This window comes from Paenibacillus sp. N22P23 (assembly GCF_059383735.1).
Genome location: NZ_JBXENT010000002.1, coordinates 1 through 19,095, shown reverse-complemented (window position 1 = coordinate 19,095; position 19,095 = coordinate 1). Strand labels below are relative to the sequence as shown.

The following is a 19,095-nucleotide window of genomic DNA, read 5'->3' as shown; positions in this document are numbered from 1 at the left end:
CGAGCAATCGGATAAATAGAGCCCCTTTTTTTATCTTGTTATCCACTGTCAGAAGAAGCCTTTCGAGACAATTATAAGAAGAATGAACAGAACAAGTATCATTGCGGCACTAGTGTGAGAACCATGACCCATATTACCCATTAGCGGTGTCCTCCTCGGCTTTTGTCTTGGGTACGATAACACTATATGGTATGCGCTTGGGTGAATGTCGTTTAGACGCCTGCCCACATTCCCGAAAATGGGCGTTGGCTTCTTGGGCTGTCTATATTATAGTTAACGTAGTATAAAATGAAATCGCTTGCTAGGAGGACTTGGCTACAATGGAAATGAGAGGCATGATGGGCGGGTTTTATAAAATCTCGGAATGGATTATGCGCTTATCGGTAACAAACGTGCTATGGATCATTTGTTCATTGCCGTTTATTATTTTACTGCTCCCTGTGTTATTTGCTCAGAATAGCGATCAAATGCTGAGTTACTTCATCGTTTCCGGCATCGTTGCTCCGTTCACATTGTTTCCGGCTACTGCGGCCATGTTTGCAGTTGCACGTAAATGGGTAATGGGTGAGGTAGATGCGCCGCTCCTTCGCACGTACTTTAGAAACTATAAAGACAGCTATGTGCAAAGCATGATAGGCGGAATCTTATATATGGTTCTGTTTACGATTCTCATTGTGGACTTCCGAGTATACTTGGTGAAATTGGAATCGTTCCAGCTGGTTTCCTATTTATTTGTAGCACTCGTTGCCTTGCTGGCTGTATCGCTGTTCAATTTCTTCTCGATGGTCGTTCATTATCACATGAAGACGCTGCAGCTGCTTAAGAATGCACTGCTGCTTACAATCGGACGTCCATTCCGGTCGCTCTCGACAGTTATCATGTGCGGCTTCGTTATTTATATTAGTTTTAGTTCGCCGAAACTGATGTTTCTCGTTCCATTCTTCACAGGCAGTGTAGTGGCAATTATCGCCTTCTGGAACTTCTATGCGATCTACATGAAGCTTCAGTTGCAAGCGGAGAAAGCGGCCGAAGCAGCAGCAGAAGATGAACGTAAACGTCTAGAAGATGAAGCTTTCCTGCCACATACAGAAGAAGGTCAAAGCACCATTAAATAGCGACTGGTGTCACGTTTACTTTTACCCCTGTTACGTCTATAATAACTTTACATCCTGCGATGTGCGTTACGGCTTATCACTTGTTTTGAACCAATGGCTGTAATTAGGGAGACTCAATTGAAACGCAGCTGACAGGCCCTCGAAAAGGGATCTCAAAAACGTTTCTGCGGCCACCCACCTGCGAGAGCGGGTTCAGAAACAAGCAAGTCGGACGGCATGGCGGGTTACTTACTAAAGTGAAAAGGGGGCAACCCCTTTTTTTTATGCAACAAAATATGTTATGATGTTTAATAGCGTACATAGAAGTTGGAGGGGGAGATTACCTTTGTCTTTGAAGCGGTCCCTAATCGGGTTGCTGCGTAGTCATGAATTGACTGGCGATAAAGCGAAAGATCCGTTACTGAAATCCCATTATTACAAGTTGTCACGGGAGAGGGCTTGGGAAGAGGTTGTCTCTACACTAAAGAAATTGCAAGGCTATAAGGTGCTTCATGAAGTGCAATCCGTAGGTGAGATCGTACTCGAGAAACGTACGGTAACCGGCCGTACAATGGATATTACCGTATCCGTTATTAACGTGAATCCTGTTACAGCAGCGGTCGACATTTATTCCGCGTCGCGCGGTTCGTTCGGAGATCTTGGATCCAATTACCGAATCATTATTGATATTTATCGAACACTCGATAAGAAGCTGGCTCAATATAAAACGTCCGGCATATAATAACGAGAAAAAGCGAGGAAGGGAGTCCCTGCCTCGCTTTTGTCATATGCGGATCAGTATGTAGCTTATACGAGTGCTTTCACTGCATTAATCGCATTCTCGTAGTTCGGGTGCTCCGTCATTTCACTCAGCACTTCCACGTATTGAATCGTGTCATTGCCGTCGATCACGAAGATCGCACGCATATCAAGGTGAAGATCTTTGATCAATACGCCGTATGCTTCGCCGAAATTGTTGTTTTTGTAGTCCGACAACAGAACAACCTTATCGACACCTGCAGCACCGCACCAACGAGCTTGTGCGAATGGAAGGTCAACGCTGACAGTCAGTACAGCTACGTTCTCGCCAAGAGTGGCTGCTTCTTCGTTGAAACGACGAGTTTGCGCATCGCAAACGCCAGTATCAATGGAAGGCACTACGCTGACAAGTTTCACTTTGCCTGCGAAGTCTTTCAAAGAAACAACCTCAACAAGCGATTTGTTCAATTGAAAATCAGGAGCTTGGTCACCGATTTTCAGTTCTGGGCCAATCAGAGTAAGCGGGTTGCCTTTAAGAGTAGCAACGCCTGTGCGTTCTTGTGCCATTAATAAACAGCCTCCTTAGGATGGTATTGGTTCATACCAAATTATTATAACTATAATGAATTGCCATTGTCCAATAGGAGGGCAAAGGAGACCACAATGATATTCCTACGTTACGAAAGTTTTCGCAGTTACTTGAGGCTATATCCGGTTACAGCGGCTATTATCGCGCTCAATCTGCTCATCTACATTAGCGATCGTTACATATTGGATGGTGCGCTGCTGGACCGAGGTTTCTTTTACAGTGATCGTAACGAAAATTATTTCTCGCTTGCGGAGCCCTGGCGGTATGTGACGGCGCAATTCTTGCATCTGAGTGTCTCGCATATTTTCTTCAATATGTTTGCCGTGCTGGTGTTTGCACCTCCGCTGGAGCGGATGCTCGGTCATGTGAAGTACGTGCTATTCTATCTACTGTGCGGCATCGTCGGTAATCTATTCAGCGCCATCGCAGATTCATCTACTGCAGGAGCAGGTGCCTCTGGAGCCATCTATGGGGTATATGGCGCCTATCTTTACTTGGCACTGATGAAACGCTCGCTCGACCCGGATTCACGTAAAACGGTATATACGATATTGATATTCGGTATTTTATATTCGATTTTCGCTCCGCGTATCGGGTTATGGGCTCATTTTGGCGGATTGTTTGCTGGTTTCGTGCTTGCCTATGCGTATGACTGGTATCTAATTGCGAAGAAGAATCGCCGATATAATCGGTAAAGGCAGCTGTTATATAGAGAAGAAGAGGGGACGCAATGGAGCTTCGTCAATTGTATTATTTCGTAAAAGTGGCTAAGAAAGAGCATGTTACGAAAGCAGCGGAGGAGCTGCATGTGGCACAATCTGCCGTCAGCCGACAAATTCATCAGTTGGAGGAGGAGCTAGGTGCTAAGCTCTTCCTGCAGAAAGGACGCAATTTGCAGCTTACTCCTGTGGGGGCATTGTTTCTGAAACGGGCGGAAGTGATACTGGCTGATTTAGAGCGCTCCGTCGTGGAGATTCAAGAGTTTCTCGATCCGGAGAAAGGGGAGATCAGGCTCGGGTTTCCGCACAGCTTGGGAATCTCACTTATACCCGAGGTCGTAGCGGCATTCCGGAAGCTGAACCCTAACGTGAAGTTTCGGTTTAAACAAGGAATGTTCCCGTCCCTGATTCAGGATGTGATGAAGGGTGAAGTGGATTTAGCCTTCGTATCGCCGTGTCCGGAGAAACATCCTCATGTGACCGGACAAATCGTCTTAACGGAAGAGCTGTTTGCGATATTGCCGCCGAATCATCCGCTTGCCAGTGAGGAATCGATTGAACTCGCTCAACTGAAGGACGAGATGTTCGTGTTGTTCAGCGAAGGGTACTCGCTGCGGCCAATCGTCTGGGAAGCTTGTCTAGCGGCTGGATTTACTCCACAGATCGGATTCGAAGGGGAGGAGACCGATACGATTCGCGGTCTTGTTGCAGCAGGTATGGGCGTCAGTTTGCTGCCTGAAATGGCACTCTATGCATCCGGGCCGCTTAAACCGGCTAAGGTGCGAGTAAGTTCGCCGCAAGTGACACGAACGATCGGACTTATTTATCGCTCCAATGAGAAGCTCCCGCTTGTCGCAAAATCATTCCAGAGCTTCCTGCTTGAGTTCTTTGCATGCAGCCGGTTTCGGAAGTAATGAACGTTATTATTACGTTAGGGTCAATCAGAGTGAATCTGATTGGCCTTTTTTTATTAAGGGGATACTTGTAAAAAATGACTTTCCACAGTGGAGGAATAAACGTCATGAGCAGTGAGCGGCGAAAAAGCAGGCAACAGCGGATTTTCATCATTCTTATTATGCTAAGCGCGGTGGTGCTGGTATTTGTGCTGCGCATCGGATGGCTGCAACTGATGCCTTCTGCACCTGTAACAGCCCGAAGCTCGGATTGGAAAGAAGAATCTGTCGCGCAGCGGGAACGAACGCTGGTGCTGGACACGGGACGGGGGGATTTCTATGACCGTTCGGGAAGACCGCTAACGGGGGAGACCTACGAGGCACTTGCTGTCTTTCCTCTGCAAATGAAATCACGTACTGATAACCCTGAGGAAATCGCAGAATTGGCCAGAGTACTAGGGATGCAGTCTTCGCTATTGGAGCAATGGATGAGGCGTTTAACTGAACCGGCCTTCTGGAAGAAGGAAGAGGAGGGAATGCCGCATCGTTTATCTGCGAAGCAGCTCGCATCCATAGAAACACTGCACATTAACGGCGTCCGGGTGCTGCCTTACCATAACCGTTATCCATCTGCCTTCAACATAAAGCATGCGATTGGTTACGTCAGTCAGCATCCGGAGCTGCTCCGAACAGATTACGGCAAACGGCTTAAGGAGCATACGATGAGCTTGACCGATCAGACCGGCGGCTCTGGCTTGGAGCGTTCTTTGGATCCGCTGCTGCAAGGGACGGGAGCGACTGCGGTCTCTTACTTTACAGATGGAACGGACAAGCCTATGCAGGGATTAAACCTAAGGCTAATTAGTCCTAATAATCCGTACTACCCGATCAAAGTGATGACGACGATGGATTTATCGCTCCAGAATCAGTTGGAGCATTATGTGGACAGTAAGGGGCTTAAAGAGGGGGCTGTTGTTGTCCTCGATGCAGTTAACGGAGATATTATGGCGATGATTTCCAGACCTCAGCTTGTGCTGAACGCCATTGACGCATCAGGCTTGGATGCAGCGAACCATGCGATTAGGGCAACGACTCCTGGTTCGATATTCAAAATCGTTACGGAAGCGGCTGCACTAGAGTCTAAGGTTACAGGTGAAGGAGAGCAGTTCTACTGTAACGGTAATTACGGTCGTTATGGCCTCCATTGTTGGAAGGACGGCGGTCATGGGCATATCACGCTTCAAGAAGCGTTCGCCGGTTCGTGTAATGTCGTATTCGCGGAATTGGCGGAGCGGCTTAGTGCACGGCAGTTTCTAGTAACTGCTGATCAACTTGGCCTTGCTCGGCAGATCGGATGGAGCAGTAAAGAGGCGTTTGCACCGCTTGGAAGGCCGCTGCGTCAATTCCAGGAGGAAGAAGCGGGAAATGTATTCGCTGGACCTCAAGGGGTCAGAGATGGCGGTCTGCTGGCACAAACCGGCATAGGCCAAAGAGATGTCAAACTCTCACCGCTTCAAGCAGCTAACCTTATCGTCACACTGCTGCATGAAGGGCGTGTACAAGAGCCAAGGCTCGTACGTGAAATTCGGTATGGGAATGGACAAATGCTGGCTAAGCTTGCCAAACAGATGTCTCCGTCCCCATATGGTCAAATTCATGCACATACAGCTCGAACTTTACTGAGAGACATGGAAGACGTAGTCAGTTTAGGAACGGGACATGGCATCCGGAACGGAATTTGGGCGGTAGCCGGTAAATCCGGCACCGCCCAAATTAGAAGAGGAGATCGGGAACGATTGAATCAATGGTTTGTTGGCTATGGACCTGTTATGCAGCCTCGCTATGCTGTTGCGGTTCTGGCCGAAAATCGAACACTTGGAACATCCAATCAAGCGACAGCTCTATTCCGTGGCGTCATGGATATTCTTGCAGCACAGCCGAAGAACTAAACGAAGCGGAAGCTAGTCCACAATTTCCGTATTCTCCGCTGGATTGGTTTGATGATCGAACTCGCCTTTAGGCGAATGTATCCAGCGGTGGAAATATCGTTGATCGTACAGCGCCTTCAGTAAGATCATTAGAATCGGGGACAGGATGACGCCTGCGATTCCGAATATTGAAAGTGAAATAATCATAAACGCGAGCATAGTGAACGCAGAAACACCCAGCGTATCACCGGTAATCTTAGGTTCGAGAAATTGCCGGGTCAATACGACTGCGAGGAACAGGCAGCTTAGCCAAATGGCAAGCGTCGTGTTACCGACAATGAACAGGTAAACGATCCACGGGATAAAGACGGTCCCGACGCCAAGCAGCGGCAGTATATCGAAGAAAGCGGACAGCAGCGCGATGGAGAAGGCATTAGGCACACCGAGCAGCAGCAAAGCGACGAAAATAACGATAAACGTAATGCTTATCAGCTTGCCTTGGGCTTTCAAATAACCGGCAATGCCGGAAAATACATTCTCACGCAAGAACAGGAAAGCTTTCTTGAACGTATTAGGCGTCTTCTCCTGTGCCAGCTTCTTCCACTCTTTAATTTCCAGGCTAAGGAAATATGCGAGTATGATTCCGATGGTGAAGTTAATGATAAACGTGGAGAAGGATTTCAAGTACCCGCCAAGCGAGAGCAGGAACGAAACCGCAAGATTAGAGCCCCATCTTGTGATGTAACCGAAGATCTCATTTGCTTTCTCCACAACATCATCCGGAAGTGGAAGGGCATCAACTTTATCTTCGAGCATGGCGGCGTTTTTCTGAAACTGATCGACCAGTATATCTTGATACTTGCCTAAATTCGAAGCAAGACCGGTAACCTGTGTTGTTACGACAAAACCGGCACCTACAAATGCGCCGACAATGACGAGTGTAAAAATAAGCACGGAAATGCCCGAAGCGATGGATTTCTTCATCCCAAGTCGCTGCATCCACCGCGCGGGAGGCTCGATAAACATAAAAATTAAGAAAGAAAGGAATATTGGAGTTGCAATCTGGTATACATAACTGAATACAAGCATGATGAGATACACGGTCAGTACAATTAAGGCAATATCGAATGCGGTACGCCAATATTTACGGTAGAAGGAAAGCATCGATTTTCTCCTTTATAAATAGTTGTTATGTGGATTAGTACCATGATTGTACTATAAAATAACAGTGTTTCCCAACTTAACTTGATCTTAGCCTAAAATACCGATTTATGCTGTACTTCTTCGTTGTAACTTCCGTAGCCGTTATAGTACGTGCTATGTTACAATGAATAAAGGTATCAGGCATCTGTGGCACTCCCTCTTCCAATGGACAAGGATCGAAACTAGGGTGGTGGGAACTCGTAACATGGAAAACTTCCTGCTGTGGGGATTTTATTTTTTAACGTTTTATGCTTTTTTACCCGGAATCATTAGTCGTACATTTGGTTTTCGCGTATTTAAACGGGGACGTGCAGAACGGGAAATTGCCCTTACCTTTGATGATGGGCCAGATCCTGTATATACACCGCTGCTGCTTGATTTATTAAAGAAGTATGATGCGAAAGCGACATTCTTTGTCGTTGGCATCCATGCAGAACGGCACCCGGAATTATTGCAGCGTATGCATGCTGAAGGGCATGTTATCGGCATTCATAATTACGTACACAAGTCCAATTGGCTTATGCGTCCAAGAACGGTTAAGAAACAAATTCACCGCACATCAGAAATTATTCGCCGGGCAACCGGCGTTCGCACGGCGTACTACAGGCCTCCGTGGGGGATCGTCAATCTGTTTGATTTTTCCAATTTAGGCTATCTTCAAATTATTCTATGGTCTGCGTTGTTCGGTGATTGGCGCAAACGAGTAGGGGCTGAACGTTTGAAAGCCCGTATGATGAAGAAGCTTCGGCCGGGAGAAGTGCTGCTTCTTCATGACTGCGGTGCCACTTTCGGTGCGGACGAAGATGCGCCGGCCAACATGCTGATTGCGTTAGAGGCGTACTTAGAGGCAGGTCGTGAACGAGGGTATCAATTTGTCCATATTACGGACATGATCGCACTCACGGACGGGGATCGCAGTAAGTCGAAAGTATCGTCGAAAGTATCGTCGAAAGTATCGTCGAAAGTATCGTCGAAAGTATCCAAGCCTGCGACGCACAGCCTCTTCAAACGGGCTCTGATCGCATGTTGGATGGGCTGGGAGCGGTTGTTCCATATTCTGTTCCGCGTGAAGTCTGGCGGAGAGGGCTCCATCTTCCACATTCGGCTTGTCTCTTACCCGGGACAAACCTTGGAACTATCGGACGGCAAACGAATCGAGCACAAAGATCCTGTAATAGAGCTTCACTTTGATAATCATAAGCTGCTGAGAATGATGACTGAATCACGTTCGATGATGCATGTTGCTATTATGCTCATTCGAGAAGTGCAGAAGGGGATGCCAAAGCTTGCCCAGCAGCTTGTAGGAAACAAAGAGTACGAACATGCAAAAGGGTTATACGGCGTCAGCATGATCAATCGCGGCGCTGAGCAGTTTGGGTTCAGCGTACTGCCGATTCCCAAAGGTCTGTTTGATTATTCGACGCGCTTGTATTTGAAACTGCTGTTACGTGTACTTCACCCTTCAGGCAAGAAACGTCTGACAGAGCAGGGATCACGGCTCGATCCAAGAATTATTGCCATGTCAATGGAACAATTCTGGGGCCGTTACGGTGCTGAGGTAAACGTAAATCCGAGCTGGAAGAAGGCACAGGTTTACGAACAACCGAAGCTTCATCAAGGAGCGCGTCCAGGTCTTGCCCCTGCAGCTTATGATAATGCCGCAGCGGGAGCCGGAGAGTACACGCCATAACTTTAAGCAGGATAGATTTTGTAAGAAGGGCGCCTCGGAACTCGAGGCGCCCTTCTTGTTGTTATGCAAGCAATTACTGGTTTATATAACGCTCAAATACAGCGCCGAAATCTTTGGATTTGTATTGCTTTTGCGTTTCGGCAAGCCAATTGAAGGCGAGCTGGTTGATTGACTTGAACTGTTCGGAGAGATCGATTTCTGCTTTATAAATTTGACTAACTGTCGAGGAGGCGAGGTCTAGGCTCTGTCTCGCAAAGCCAAGGGAAATTTCGTTCTCATGAGTTAGCTCGGCAATTTTAATTAATGCTTTGTAGAGATCCTTAACTTCCTCGATATGTTTCTTGTGAACGTCGATGGTGAACGGTGTGCCGCCAAGGTTGAATTTTATTTCAACATCCAAATCGACGGTTCCTGCCGTTTCTAAGTACACGCTCGATATTTTATGTGAGCTGTAAGAATAGCGATGAAGCGTTCTTTTCTTGCTGACTGCACTTGTGCCGTCGAGGTGTATTAGGGCTTGATTCGTGAAGCAATACTCATCGGATTTGGATTTGATCAGAAAATAAATTTTCTCGTTATCCTCGTGCAGAACATAATCGTCGGCATCGACCTTATCATAGTTTTCCGGCTTGATGACAGTTCCTAAATCACTTAAACCAAGCAAATCGGCAGCTACTTTCCCGAACATGAGAATCCCTCCATCATCTAAAATAAAAATAAAAATCGCCCTGCATATAAGTTGACTACCAACTAGTCATACGCAGGGCGATTCCATTATGTTTCAGTTTTGGGCGGAATTAATTAAATCTTAGTACGCCGCCTGTGCTTGCATTCGTAACAAGGTGGGAGTAGCGAGCCAGATAACCTTTTTTGATTTTCGGCTCAAAACCTTTCCAATTTGCACGACGAGCTTCGAACTCTTCATCACTGATCAGAAGGTTCATTTCGTTGTTGATCAAATCAAGCTCTATAAGGTCGCCGTTATTTACGAAAGCGATAGGACCGCCTTCAGCAGCTTCCGGAGAAACGTGACCGATACTGATTCCGCGGGATGCGCCGGAGAAACGGCCGTCTGTTACGAGACCAACCTTAGCTCCAAGACCCATACCGACGATTTGCGACGTTGGCGCAAGCATCTCTGGCATACCAGGTCCGCCTTTAGGGCCTTCGTAACGAATGACAACAACATGTCCTTCTTTGACTTTACCGTTAGCGATTCCGTGCAGCGCCTCGTCTTGCGAATCGAAGCAGATTGCAGGACCTTTATGGTAGCCGCCGACCGATTTATCAACGGCGCCGACTTTAATGATTGCACCGCGCGGTGCAAGGTTTCCGAATAGAACAGCCAGTCCGCCGCGCTCGCTGTGCGGGTTGTCCAGCGTATGAAGAACATCCGTATCCTTGATATCATGTCCGGCTACATTCTCGCGAAGTGTCTTACCTGTTACAGTAAGCACGTCACCGTGAAGTGCGCCTTCTTTCTTGAACAGCTCATTGATAATTGCGCTTACTCCGCCGGCGTTGTGCACGTCTTCGATGTGGTAATCCGAAGCCGGCGCAATTTTCGCAAGATGCGGAACACGTGCTGCAATTTCATTGATGCGCTCGATTGGGTATTCGATACCTGCTTCGTGTGCGATTGCAAGCGTGTGAAGGACAGTGTTTGTGGAGCCGCCCATTGCCATATCAAGTGCAAATGCGTTGTCGATGGAATCTTTGGTCACGATATCACGTGGTTTCAGATCCATCTCGATCAAGTTCATCAGCTGGCGAGCAGCTTGCTTGACGAATTCTTTACGTTCAGGCGATACAGCAAGGATTGTACCGTTACCCGGAAGTGCCAGGCCAAGACCTTCTGCCAGACAGTTCATGGAGTTAGCTGTGAACATACCGGAGCAAGATCCGCAAGTCGGACAACCGAATTGCTCAAGCTCTGTAAGACTAGCTTCGTCGATTTTACCTGCTTGGAATGCGCCGACGCCTTCAAATACGCTGGAGAGCGAAATGGAGCGGCCATCGGAGGTTTTGCCTGCTTTCATAGGTCCGCCGCTGACAAGCATTGTCGGGATGTTGACACGAAGCGCGCCCATGATCATACCCGGTGTAATTTTGTCGCAGTTTGGAATACAAACCATGCCGTCAAACCAGTGAGCATTAACAACGGTTTCTACGGAGTCCGCAATAATTTCACGGCTCGCAAGGGAATAACGCATACCGATATGTCCCATTGCAATTCCGTCGTCGACGCCAATCGTATTGAATTCGAAAGGCACGCCGCCTGCTTCCCAGATCGCTTCTTTTACGAGCTTTCCGAATTCCTGCAAGTGAACGTGGCCTGGAATGATATCGATGTACGAGTTGCAAACCGCGATAAACGGTTTACCGAAGTCTTCCTCTTTTACCCCGGCAGCACGCAGCAAGCTGCGGTGCGGAGCGCGGTCAAATCCTTTTTTGATTGTGTCTGAACGCATCTTTTTTGCCGCCATTTCTGTCCCTCCCAAAGTAAGTTCAATAAATTTTAGTTTATCACATCGGGCATTGAATGGCTAGCTTGTTCACCTATTGAAGAAGTGGCATGAATGCTGAGAAAAATACGTATTAGATGAAGGTATCGGTCTCGTTTTTCGACAAAACCTGACACCGACACCCAGTAAATAACAATTATACACATTAATCTATCAATTCGTGTTACTAAACATAACATAAAAGATTTACTTGGCCCCATTCAACCGCTATAATAATAGAAAACGTTGGAAGAGGTGCCTGTATGCAGTTAACGGAAAGGGAAAAAGAAAAGCTTCTAATTACGATTGCTGCCGATTTGGCACGCAGACGTCTGAATCGGGGCGTGAAATTAAATTACCCTGAGAGTATAGCGCTTATTACTTCTGAAATCTTAGAAGGTGCCCGCGATGGTTTGACGGTGGCACAATTGATGGAGCACGGTACAACCATATTAAGCCGAGATCAAGTGATGTCCGGCGTGGCGGATATGATCCATGAAGTGCAAGTGGAAGCAACTTTTCCGGATGGAACGAAGCTCGTGACCATTCATCATCCCATACTTTAACGTCACAAGAGAGGGGGGATTGCCATGATACCAGGAGAATACCGTACACTAGCCGGGGATATCGAGCTGAATGCTGGTCGTGAAACGGTAGAGATTCTTGTTGCCAATACTGGGGATCGACCTGTGCAAGTGGGTTCTCATTTTCATTTCTTTGAAGTAAACCGGGCACTGGCATTTGATCGTGAAGCAGCATTCGGCATGCGACTACATATCCCAGCCGGTACGGCTGTGAGGTTTGAGCCTGGTGAGGAAAAGCCGGTTCAGCTTGTTGAGCTGGGTGGAAGCAAACGCTCCTTTGGATTAAACGCACTGACTAATGGTCCGGCGATTCGCGGCAAAATGACTGATGAAGTGCGCAGCAGGCTTGCAGCATGGGAGGGGACTCACGCATGAGCAGGATGAGCCGGAGCAGCTACGCGGCCATGTTCGGTCCGACAACAGGCGATGCTGTCCGATTGGCGGATACGGAGTTATGGGCGCAAATTGAGAAAGATTATACCGTTTATGGAGACGAGTGTAAGTTTGGCGGTGGAAAGGTCATTCGCGATGGTATGGGGCAATCGAGCGGCGCACTGCGAGATGATGGCGTTCTGGATACGCTGATTACAAATGCGATTGTTATTGACCATTGGGGCATTGTGAAAGCTGACATCGGCATCAGAGACGGCGTAATTATAGGGATAGGGAAAGCCGGAAACCCGGATATCATGAATGGCGTTATGCCGAACATGGTCGTCGGCGCGAGCACAGAGGTTATTGCCGGTGAAGGGAAGATCGTAACGGCTGGCGGGATTGACAGCCATATTCATTTTATTTGTCCGCAACAGATCGAAACGGCATTATCTTCAGGCGTAACAACCATGATTGGCGGCGGCACCGGACCTGCAACAGGAACGAATGCAACAACCTGCACGCCGGGTGCTTGGCATATGCGCAGAATGCTGGAAGCCGCCGAAGCGTTTCCGATGAACCTAGGTTTTACCGGCAAGGGGAATTCTTCCTTTACCGGACCCCTTATTGAGCAAATTGAAGCGGGAGCCATTGGATTGAAGCTGCATGAAGACTGGGGAACGACGCCGGCTTCCATTGATGTTTGCCTGACGGCAGCGGATTTGTATGATGTCCAAGTGGCGATTCATACCGATACGCTTAATGAAGCGGGTTTTCTGGAGGATACGCTGGCCGCATTTAAAGGCCGGACTATTCATACGTATCATACGGAAGGTGCCGGCGGCGGGCATGCTCCGGATATTATCCGCGCAGCCGGCGAGATGAACGTGCTGCCTTCATCCACGAATCCGACACGTCCGTTTACCATCAATACGATCGAAGAGCATTTGGATATGCTCATGGTCTGTCATCATTTGGACAGCAGCATTCCGGAGGATGTTGCATTTGCTGACTCGCGCATTCGTCCGGAGACGATAGCAGCCGAAGATATTTTGCATGATATGGGTGTATTCAGCATGATCAGCTCCGATTCGCAAGCGATGGGACGCGTCGGGGAAGTTATTATCCGAACCTGGCAAACCGCAGATAAGATGAAGAAACAACGCGGTCCTTTGGCGCCTGATACTAGTGCCGAGGCTGATAATTTTCGCATCAAGCGTTATATCGCTAAGTACACGATAAACCCGGCGATTACGCATGGCATTTCGCATCTGGTTGGTTCCATCGAACCTGGCAAATTCGCGGATTTAGTCGTGTGGAGTCCGATGTTTTTCGGTGTGAAGCCGGATTTGGTGCTCAAAGGCGGAAGTATTGCTTACGCTCAAATGGGGGATCCCAATGCATCGATTCCGACGCCGCAGCCGGTTTTCGGCCGTCCGATGTTTGCCGCGTTCGGCAAAGCCAAGCATAGCAGCTCGATTACTTTCGTGTCGCAGGCTGCTTATGATCGAGGCATCGCCGATGAGCTGGGGTTAGCGAAACGGATCGAGCCGGTGCGGGGCTGCAGAACGGTAACGAAGAAGGATATGATCCACAATGATGCGACACCGATTATTACAGTAGATCCGGAAACCTATGAAGTGAAAGTGGATGGTGTTCCTGCAACCTGTGAACCGGCAGACGTTCTGCCGATGGCGCAGCTGTACTTCTTGTTCTAAATTTATCAAAGGCTTATAGCTGCTTCCGGAATTGAATGGAGGTGATGGGAGCTTGGCCGTAAATACAGAAGGAAGTCATAACCCTGGAGTGCTGCCTTGGCTTGCTCTTCAACAGCTGCTCGACTCGGCATTGCCGATAGGCGGGTTCTCCCATTCCTTCGGTTTGGAGACGCTGGTTCAGGAAGAGACGTTGGAAACAAGCAAGCAGCTCGAAGATTACACGGTTTCGATGCTGATGCAAAGCTGGTCAACAGCGGATGTGATGGTCATCAAATCCGTTTATCGCGACATGCCGACTCAAGATTATCGTTCCATATGGGCCGTAGAGAGGCTTGTTCATGTTCAGCGAACGGCAATAGAAACACGAAATGGGATCGAGAAGATGGGGCGACGGCTTTTGCAACTGCTAGGTTCCTTATATCCCAGTTATGACTGGTCGCCTTTGCAGGAAGGTCTAAAGTCGAAAAGCTGCTTAGCCACTCATCCGCTGGTGTTCGGATTTGCTTGCTACCGTTTGGGAATCACGCTTGAACAAGCAGCGCAAGGTTATATGTATGCGAGCATTGTTAACTGTATCAACAGTGCGCTTAGGCTTATGTCTATTGGCCAAACCGAAGGGCAAACCATCATCGCCAGGCTAACGCCAAAGACGGTGGAAGCTTGGATGGCAGTGTCTGAGATGACACCGGAGGACGCCTATAGCTTTATGCCAATGAGTGAAATTGCTATGATGCGCCACGAGTACCTATACTCTCGTTTATTCATGTCTTAATCGTAATAGTGTCGGAACTTCATACCCCGCCTAGGAGGAATGTACAATGTGTCAAGGACAAGGTCATCATCATCATGAGTGGGAACAGCCGGCAATCGATCGCGCAGGATCAAGACCGGTTCGAATTGGTATAGGCGGCCCGGTTGGTTCGGGTAAGACGGCGTTGGTTGAACGTCTTGCTGGTGCGCTGAAGGACAAATATAGTGTGGCTGTCATCACGAATGACATTTATACCAAAGAAGATGCTCGCATCTTAGCTGCGACCGGCGTGCTGCCGGAAGAACGTATTATCGGGGTCGAGACAGGCGGATGTCCGCATACTGCGATTCGCGAAGACGCCTCTATGAACTTTGAAGCAGTGGATGAGCTGACAAGTCGTTTTGATGATCTTGATTTGATCTTTATCGAAAGCGGCGGCGATAATTTGGCGGCAGCCTTTAGTCCGGAGTTGGTTGATCGTTTTATCTACATTATAGACGTGGCGCAAGGTGAGAAAATTCCGCGTAAAGGCGGCCCTGGCATCATGCGTTCGGATTTGTTGATCATTAACAAAATCGATCTGGCCCCTCATGTAGGTGCCAGTCTTGAAGTGATGGAGTCCGATACAAAACGTATGCGCGGAGAACGGCCCTATGTATTCTCGAACTTGTTCGGCGGCGTGAATGTGGATCGAATCGTTGCATGGCTCGAGCATGAGCTCGCCCACGCTCATGGACATGAGCACGAGCATAAGCATGAAAGTGACCAAAAGCATGCACCAGCACATCATCACCACTCCTAAACAGGTAGGGCAGCGCGTATCGCAGCTTCGGGCGGTATTTGAGAAGCGGGAGCGTGGAACGGTCCTAACCTCGAAATATCACACTGCACCTATCAAGATCGCAAAAGCTTTTCCGCTTGATGGCCCGCTCGGTGTCATCGTGATGGATGTATCTCCAGGTCTGCTGGCAGGTGATCGTTACGAATTTGATTGGAAAATAGGGCAAGGTGCGCATGCCTATGTCACGAATCAATCGTTTACTAAGGTACATCCATCTAATGCGCTGCTAGGTGGATCTTCAATTAGGCAAAGTTTTGAGCTTGCAAAGGATGCCGTATTGGAATCCATGCCAGAGCCGATCATGCTTTACCGGGATGCAGCACTGGATACGGAGACGGAAGTACGCTTAAGCGAAGGGGCCGTGTGGATGGGGGCTGAAGTGCTTTGCCCGGGCAGAACGCTGCGCGGTGAGTTGTTTAACTATGTTTATCTAAAGAACAAGGTACGGATTTACTACGATGATGAGCTCATCTATGCCCAACAGCAAAATATTATTCCAGAATCACAGCAATTAAAGGCTCCCGGTTGTTTGGGGCAACTGACACATACAGGCGTATTCTTTGCATTTGCGGATCGAATCCAAGCGAAGCATGCTGAGTCGGTTCGGACTGCATTAGAAGCAATGCCGAGTCGCGAAGGGCGGTCGATGCAATGGGGAGTATCGCTCACGTATAAGCATGGCCTTGCGGTCATGGTGGCAGGAACGACAGCGTGGCACATCCAAGAAACGCTTGCTGTCGCATGGGCGGTATTGAGGATGGAGCTGCTGGGGCTATCACCTTTTGCAATAAGCTGAAGGATGGCGAAGTACTCGCCATCCTTTTTATTTTGAGAAGTATTCTGATTTGGTTATCCCGAAGTAATCGAGATCCTCGAATTGGTCCCATTTGCGTATGTGCTGTTTAAAAGTCCCTTCGTGTTTCAGACCTGCTTTGGTTAATACAGCAGATGATGCCGGATTGCGTGTCATGGCGGCTCCAATAATACGGTTCAAATTCAACGCCTCGAAACCGTAGCGGACGATTCGTACGGCTGCCTCTGTTGCATAACCTTGTCCCCAGAACTCCTGGCCTAACCAGTATCCAATTTCAGCCCGTCGATGCTCTGCTGTTAGGTTTAAGCTGATGCATCCCATTACCTGCTGTTGTTGCTCTTCTATAATAGCGAACGTATAACCGTGCCCGTGCTTGGCTGCATCTTTGCGAAAAGCAATCCATGCATCAGCTGCTCCATCGGGGTAGGGATGAGGGAGGGAGAGCGTCGTACGCGCGACCTCATATTGTCCGGCTAGTCTTTGTACGGTAGAGGCATCCTTTTGCTCAAATGGTCGGAGTTGCAATCTGGTTGTCTGTAAGACAATACTCATGCCCATTCACCTCGCAGCGATTTTTCCTCATTATAACAGTGGTCGAAGGTGAGGTCATCAGTGTGGTTCTTTTGAGACATAAATAAAGCTCTTGCCTACCCGCGTTAAGAGGGAGGAGCAAGAGCTTCAATGTGCGATACCGTAATGGACTAGTAAAGCTTATCGTTAATCCTCTGCATTGCTATTGCTTTTCTTATCAGAGGACTTTGTTGTCGTATTCTTGCGTCCTTGTCCTTGCTGCTTTGCCATGAGGTTCACTCCTTTCTGGGAAGATGTAGCCTATTGTGTGTAGGAATGTCCGGGAATATGAGTAGCGTGGAAGAATAATCAAAAAGACCATGATTCGAATGAGGGTCTCATTCCAATCATGATCTTTGAATGGTTACATAGCCATTGGATTCCGCGATGTCAGCACATTCTTGACGCTTTGTGCGCGCCACATCGAAACATGGATTTGTTTAGCTTCAGAAGTGCTGTGGTCAAAGCTGATCGTACCGTCTGTTAGGGAAAGTACCTTCTCAGCGTTAACGTAGCAATTGGCGCTTACTTTAATGAAACGACCTGATGTGATGTAACTGTTCAACTGCTCGGTAGTAATTCTCTTCTTTATGTTGTAGTTTCTACCGTGAAAGCTGGCCAGACCGAGCCTACCGACCTTGAAATAGTAAATGTCCTTCTCTACCTCAAAGTTTTCATATACGTTGCGAGCATCGTCTGCTACTACCTTCATCATGTAATGATCCCCCTCAATAAGATGAATTTGTTAGCGCTTTCATTTTAACACAAACATTTGGGCTTGTGAACAGCATGAACCATTTTTTTCATAATTTTTTTGTGGAATTAGAGTTCTAAACTCATTTCTTCATTATATAGCGCAAATTGAAGCTTGATGAATAAAGGAGTGGTTGTGGGACACTCTATTTGTATAATAATACCTGTTGCGATAGTTGCAGCTTCCATGGTATATTCTATTTCTGCCTCCGAGACATCAACTTGGAAGCGGTGATCGAAACAAAAGAAGCTGAAAAATAAAGCTTGCAATCATGTTTCGCATCATGATATACTCTAATTCCGGTCATGGGCCGGAAGGAAATAAACGAAGTATTTGTTCTTTGAAAACTGAACAATGAGCGACCAGTCAAATGGTCATAAATCGCAGAAGTAAGATTCTGCAAAGCTAGTTTTTTGAATGAGCTAACAAGCGATTTCTTAAAATGGCCAAGCCTTCGGGCTTACCACTTTTATGGAGAGTTTGATCCTGGCTCAGGACGAACGCTGGCGGCGTGCCTAATACATGCAAGTCGAGCGGAGTTATTCCTTCGGGGATAGCTTAGCGGCGGACGGGTGAGTAACACGTAGGCAACCTGCCTGTAAGACCGGGATAACATTCGGAAACGAATGCTAATACCGGATATGCAATTCAGCTGCATGGCTGAATTGGGAAAGACGGTGCAAGCTGTCACTTACAGATGGGCCTGCGGTGCATTAGCTAGTTGGTGGGGTAACGGCTCACCAAGGCGACGATGCATAGCCGACCTGAGAGGGTGATCGGCCACACTGGGACTGAGACACGGCCCAGACTCCTACGGGAGGCAGCAGTAGGGAATCTTCCGCAATGGACGAAAGTCTGACGGAGCAACGCCGCGTGAGTGATGAAGGTTTTCGGATCGTAAAGCTCTGTTGCCAGGGAAGAACAGCTAGGCGAGTAACTGCGCTTAGAATGACGGTACCTGAGAAGAAAGCCCCGGCTAACTACGTGCCAGCAGCCGCGGTAATACGTAGGGGGCAAGCGTTGTCCGGAATTATTGGGCGTAAAGCGCGCGCAGGCGGCTTTGTAAGTCTAGTGTTTAATCTCGGAGCTCAACTCCGATTCGCACCGGAAACTGCAAGGCTTGAGTACAGAAGAGGAAAGTGGAATTCCACGTGTAGCGGTGAAATGCGTAGAGATGTGGAGGAACACCAGTGGCGAAGGCGACTTTCTGGGCTGTAACTGACGCTGAGGCGCGAAAGCGTGGGGAGCAAACAGGATTAGATACCCTGGTAGTCCACGCCGTAAACGATGAATGCTAGGTGTTAGGGGTTTC

General features: G+C 48.1%; 19 protein-coding genes, 1 rRNA gene and 1 other RNA gene. 14 read left to right on the top strand and 7 right to left on the bottom strand.

Going from position 1 to position 19,095, the window contains the following annotated elements; genetic code table 11:
• Window positions 1–48 precede the first annotated feature (48 nt).
• Complete coding sequence (gene yjcZ, locus AC506A_RS10865) at window positions 49–141, bottom strand: sporulation protein YjcZ (protein ID WP_495461034.1); 93 nt, start codon at window positions 139–141, stop codon at window positions 49–51.
• A gap of 179 nt (window positions 142–320) precedes the next feature.
• Between yjcZ and AC506A_RS10860 the strand changes: the two genes are divergently transcribed.
• From AC506A_RS10860 to AC506A_RS10850, 3 genes are all read left to right on the top strand, one after another.
• Entirely contained in the window at window positions 321–1,115 is a 795-nt protein-coding gene (locus AC506A_RS10860; protein WP_495461033.1) for a YesL family protein, read from the top strand.
• 48 nt (window positions 1,116–1,163) lie between these two features.
• Window positions 1,164–1,345: non-coding RNA, 6S RNA (gene ssrS, locus AC506A_RS10855), on the top strand.
• 95 nt (window positions 1,346–1,440) lie between these two features.
• Entirely contained in the window at window positions 1,441–1,836 is a 396-nt protein-coding gene (locus AC506A_RS10850) for a DUF1499 domain-containing protein (RefSeq protein ID WP_495461032.1), read from the top strand.
• Window positions 1,837–1,901: 65 nt separating this feature from the next.
• On the opposite strand, the gene tpx is transcribed toward AC506A_RS10850, so the two are convergent.
• Window positions 1,902–2,420: a thiol peroxidase gene (gene tpx, locus AC506A_RS10845; protein WP_495461031.1), complete on the bottom strand. Its 519-nt coding sequence runs from the start codon at window positions 2,418–2,420 to the stop codon at window positions 1,902–1,904.
• 96 nt (window positions 2,421–2,516) lie between these two features.
• On the opposite strand from tpx, the gene AC506A_RS10840 reads away from it, so the two are divergent.
• The 3 genes from AC506A_RS10840 (at window position 2,517) to AC506A_RS10830 (ending at window position 6,003) form a co-directional block, all read left to right on the top strand.
• Window positions 2,517–3,137, top strand: coding sequence for a rhomboid family intramembrane serine protease (locus AC506A_RS10840; protein ID WP_495461030.1), 621 nt, complete (start codon window positions 2,517–2,519; stop codon window positions 3,135–3,137).
• Between the two features lie 35 nt (window positions 3,138–3,172).
• Complete coding sequence (gene gltC, locus AC506A_RS10835) at window positions 3,173–4,075, top strand: glutamate biosynthesis transcriptional regulator GltC (protein WP_495461029.1); 903 nt, start codon at window positions 3,173–3,175, stop codon at window positions 4,073–4,075.
• Window positions 4,076–4,182: 107 nt separating this feature from the next.
• Window positions 4,183–6,003 carry a peptidoglycan D,D-transpeptidase FtsI family protein gene (locus tag AC506A_RS10830; protein WP_495461028.1) on the top strand — a complete coding sequence of 607 codons (1,821 nt, stop codon included), beginning with the start codon at window positions 4,183–4,185 and terminating at the stop codon, window positions 6,001–6,003.
• A gap of 12 nt (window positions 6,004–6,015) precedes the next feature.
• On the opposite strand, the gene AC506A_RS10825 is transcribed toward AC506A_RS10830, so the two are convergent.
• A complete protein-coding gene (locus AC506A_RS10825; protein ID WP_495461027.1) occupies window positions 6,016–7,146 on the bottom strand; it encodes an AI-2E family transporter in 1,131 nt (376 codons plus the stop codon).
• A 244-nt stretch (window positions 7,147–7,390) separates the two neighbouring features.
• Here AC506A_RS10825 and AC506A_RS10820 point away from each other — a divergent pair, with 244 nt between their 5' ends.
• Window positions 7,391–8,875 carry a polysaccharide deacetylase family protein gene (locus AC506A_RS10820; protein WP_495461026.1) on the top strand — a complete coding sequence of 495 codons (1,485 nt, stop codon included), beginning with the start codon at window positions 7,391–7,393 and terminating at the stop codon, window positions 8,873–8,875.
• Between the two features lie 73 nt (window positions 8,876–8,948).
• Here the strand turns inward: AC506A_RS10820 and AC506A_RS10815 are convergent, their stop codons facing one another.
• Both AC506A_RS10815 and ilvD read right to left on the bottom strand, forming a co-directional pair.
• Window positions 8,949–9,563 (bottom strand): PH domain-containing protein, encoded by a 615-nt coding sequence (locus AC506A_RS10815; RefSeq protein WP_495461025.1) that lies wholly within the window; start codon window positions 9,561–9,563, stop codon window positions 8,949–8,951.
• 109 nt (window positions 9,564–9,672) lie between these two features.
• Window positions 9,673–11,361, bottom strand: coding sequence for a dihydroxy-acid dehydratase (gene ilvD, locus AC506A_RS10810; RefSeq protein WP_495461024.1), 1,689 nt, complete (start codon window positions 11,359–11,361; stop codon window positions 9,673–9,675).
• 281 nt (window positions 11,362–11,642) lie between these two features.
• Here ilvD and AC506A_RS10805 point away from each other — a divergent pair, with 281 nt between their 5' ends.
• Genes AC506A_RS10805 through AC506A_RS10780 form a run of 6 tightly spaced genes read left to right on the top strand, consistent with a single transcriptional unit; the run spans window position 11,643 to window position 16,441 of the window.
• A complete protein-coding gene (locus AC506A_RS10805; RefSeq protein ID WP_495461023.1) occupies window positions 11,643–11,945 on the top strand; it encodes an urease subunit gamma in 303 nt (100 codons plus the stop codon).
• Window positions 11,946–11,969: 24 nt separating this feature from the next.
• A complete protein-coding gene (gene ureB, locus AC506A_RS10800; RefSeq protein WP_495461022.1) occupies window positions 11,970–12,338 on the top strand; it encodes an urease subunit beta in 369 nt (122 codons plus the stop codon).
• Window positions 12,335–14,053 carry an urease subunit alpha gene (ureC, locus tag AC506A_RS10795; protein WP_495461021.1) on the top strand — a complete coding sequence of 573 codons (1,719 nt, stop codon included), beginning with the start codon at window positions 12,335–12,337 and terminating at the stop codon, window positions 14,051–14,053. Before ureB ends, ureC begins: the two co-directional genes overlap by 4 nt.
• A 52-nt stretch (window positions 14,054–14,105) precedes the next feature.
• Window positions 14,106–14,825: an urease accessory protein UreF gene (locus AC506A_RS10790; protein ID WP_495461020.1), complete on the top strand. Its 720-nt coding sequence runs from the start codon at window positions 14,106–14,108 to the stop codon at window positions 14,823–14,825.
• 46 nt (window positions 14,826–14,871) lie between these two features.
• Window positions 14,872–15,606 (top strand): urease accessory protein UreG, encoded by a 735-nt coding sequence (ureG, locus tag AC506A_RS10785; RefSeq protein ID WP_495461019.1) that lies wholly within the window; start codon window positions 14,872–14,874, stop codon window positions 15,604–15,606.
• The gene (locus AC506A_RS10780; protein WP_495461018.1) at window positions 15,560–16,441 is read left to right on the top strand and encodes an urease accessory protein UreD; all 882 of its coding nucleotides are present in this window, start codon (window positions 15,560–15,562) and stop codon (window positions 16,439–16,441) included. Before ureG ends, AC506A_RS10780 begins: the two co-directional genes overlap by 47 nt.
• A 27-nt stretch (window positions 16,442–16,468) precedes the next feature.
• Here AC506A_RS10780 and AC506A_RS10775 read toward each other — a convergent pair whose 3' ends face one another.
• Window positions 16,469–17,011, bottom strand: coding sequence for a GNAT family N-acetyltransferase (locus AC506A_RS10775; RefSeq protein ID WP_495461017.1), 543 nt, complete (start codon window positions 17,009–17,011; stop codon window positions 16,469–16,471).
• Window positions 17,012–17,393: 382 nt separating this feature from the next.
• Window positions 17,394–17,744, bottom strand: coding sequence for a hypothetical protein (locus tag AC506A_RS10770; protein ID WP_090981659.1), 351 nt, complete (start codon window positions 17,742–17,744; stop codon window positions 17,394–17,396).
• Between the two features lie 507 nt (window positions 17,745–18,251).
• Between AC506A_RS10770 and AC506A_RS10765 the strand changes: the two genes are divergently transcribed.
• Window positions 18,252–19,095: ribosomal RNA gene (locus AC506A_RS10765) — 16S ribosomal RNA — on the top strand; the annotation flags it as partial.

Coding starts and splice junctions, on each gene's coding strand:
- yjcZ (WP_495461034.1), bottom strand. CDS start 141: ATGGGTAATATGGGTCATGGTTCTCACACTAGTGCCGCAATGATACTT.
- AC506A_RS10860 (WP_495461033.1), top strand. CDS start 321: ATGGAAATGAGAGGCATGATGGGCGGGTTTTATAAAATCTCGGAATGG.
- tpx (WP_495461031.1), bottom strand. CDS start 2,420: ATGGCACAAGAACGCACAGGCGTTGCTACTCTTAAAGGCAACCCGCTT.
- AC506A_RS10840 (WP_495461030.1), top strand. CDS start 2,517: ATGATATTCCTACGTTACGAAAGTTTTCGCAGTTACTTGAGGCTATAT.
- gltC (WP_495461029.1), top strand. CDS start 3,173: ATGGAGCTTCGTCAATTGTATTATTTCGTAAAAGTGGCTAAGAAAGAG.
- AC506A_RS10830 (WP_495461028.1), top strand. CDS start 4,183: ATGAGCAGTGAGCGGCGAAAAAGCAGGCAACAGCGGATTTTCATCATT.
- AC506A_RS10825 (WP_495461027.1), bottom strand. CDS start 7,146: ATGCTTTCCTTCTACCGTAAATATTGGCGTACCGCATTCGATATTGCC.
- AC506A_RS10820 (WP_495461026.1), top strand. CDS start 7,391: ATGGAAAACTTCCTGCTGTGGGGATTTTATTTTTTAACGTTTTATGCT.
- AC506A_RS10815 (WP_495461025.1), bottom strand. CDS start 9,563: ATGTTCGGGAAAGTAGCTGCCGATTTGCTTGGTTTAAGTGATTTAGGA.
- ilvD (WP_495461024.1), bottom strand. CDS start 11,361: ATGGCGGCAAAAAAGATGCGTTCAGACACAATCAAAAAAGGATTTGAC.
- AC506A_RS10805 (WP_495461023.1), top strand. CDS start 11,643: ATGCAGTTAACGGAAAGGGAAAAAGAAAAGCTTCTAATTACGATTGCT.
- ureB (WP_495461022.1), top strand. CDS start 11,970: ATGATACCAGGAGAATACCGTACACTAGCCGGGGATATCGAGCTGAAT.
- ureC (WP_495461021.1), top strand. CDS start 12,335: ATGAGCAGGATGAGCCGGAGCAGCTACGCGGCCATGTTCGGTCCGACA.
- ureG (WP_495461019.1), top strand. CDS start 14,872: ATGTGTCAAGGACAAGGTCATCATCATCATGAGTGGGAACAGCCGGCA.
- AC506A_RS10780 (WP_495461018.1), top strand. CDS start 15,560: ATGAAAGTGACCAAAAGCATGCACCAGCACATCATCACCACTCCTAAA.
- AC506A_RS10775 (WP_495461017.1), bottom strand. CDS start 17,011: ATGAGTATTGTCTTACAGACAACCAGATTGCAACTCCGACCATTTGAG.
- AC506A_RS10770 (WP_090981659.1), bottom strand. CDS start 17,744: ATGATGAAGGTAGTAGCAGACGATGCTCGCAACGTATATGAAAACTTT.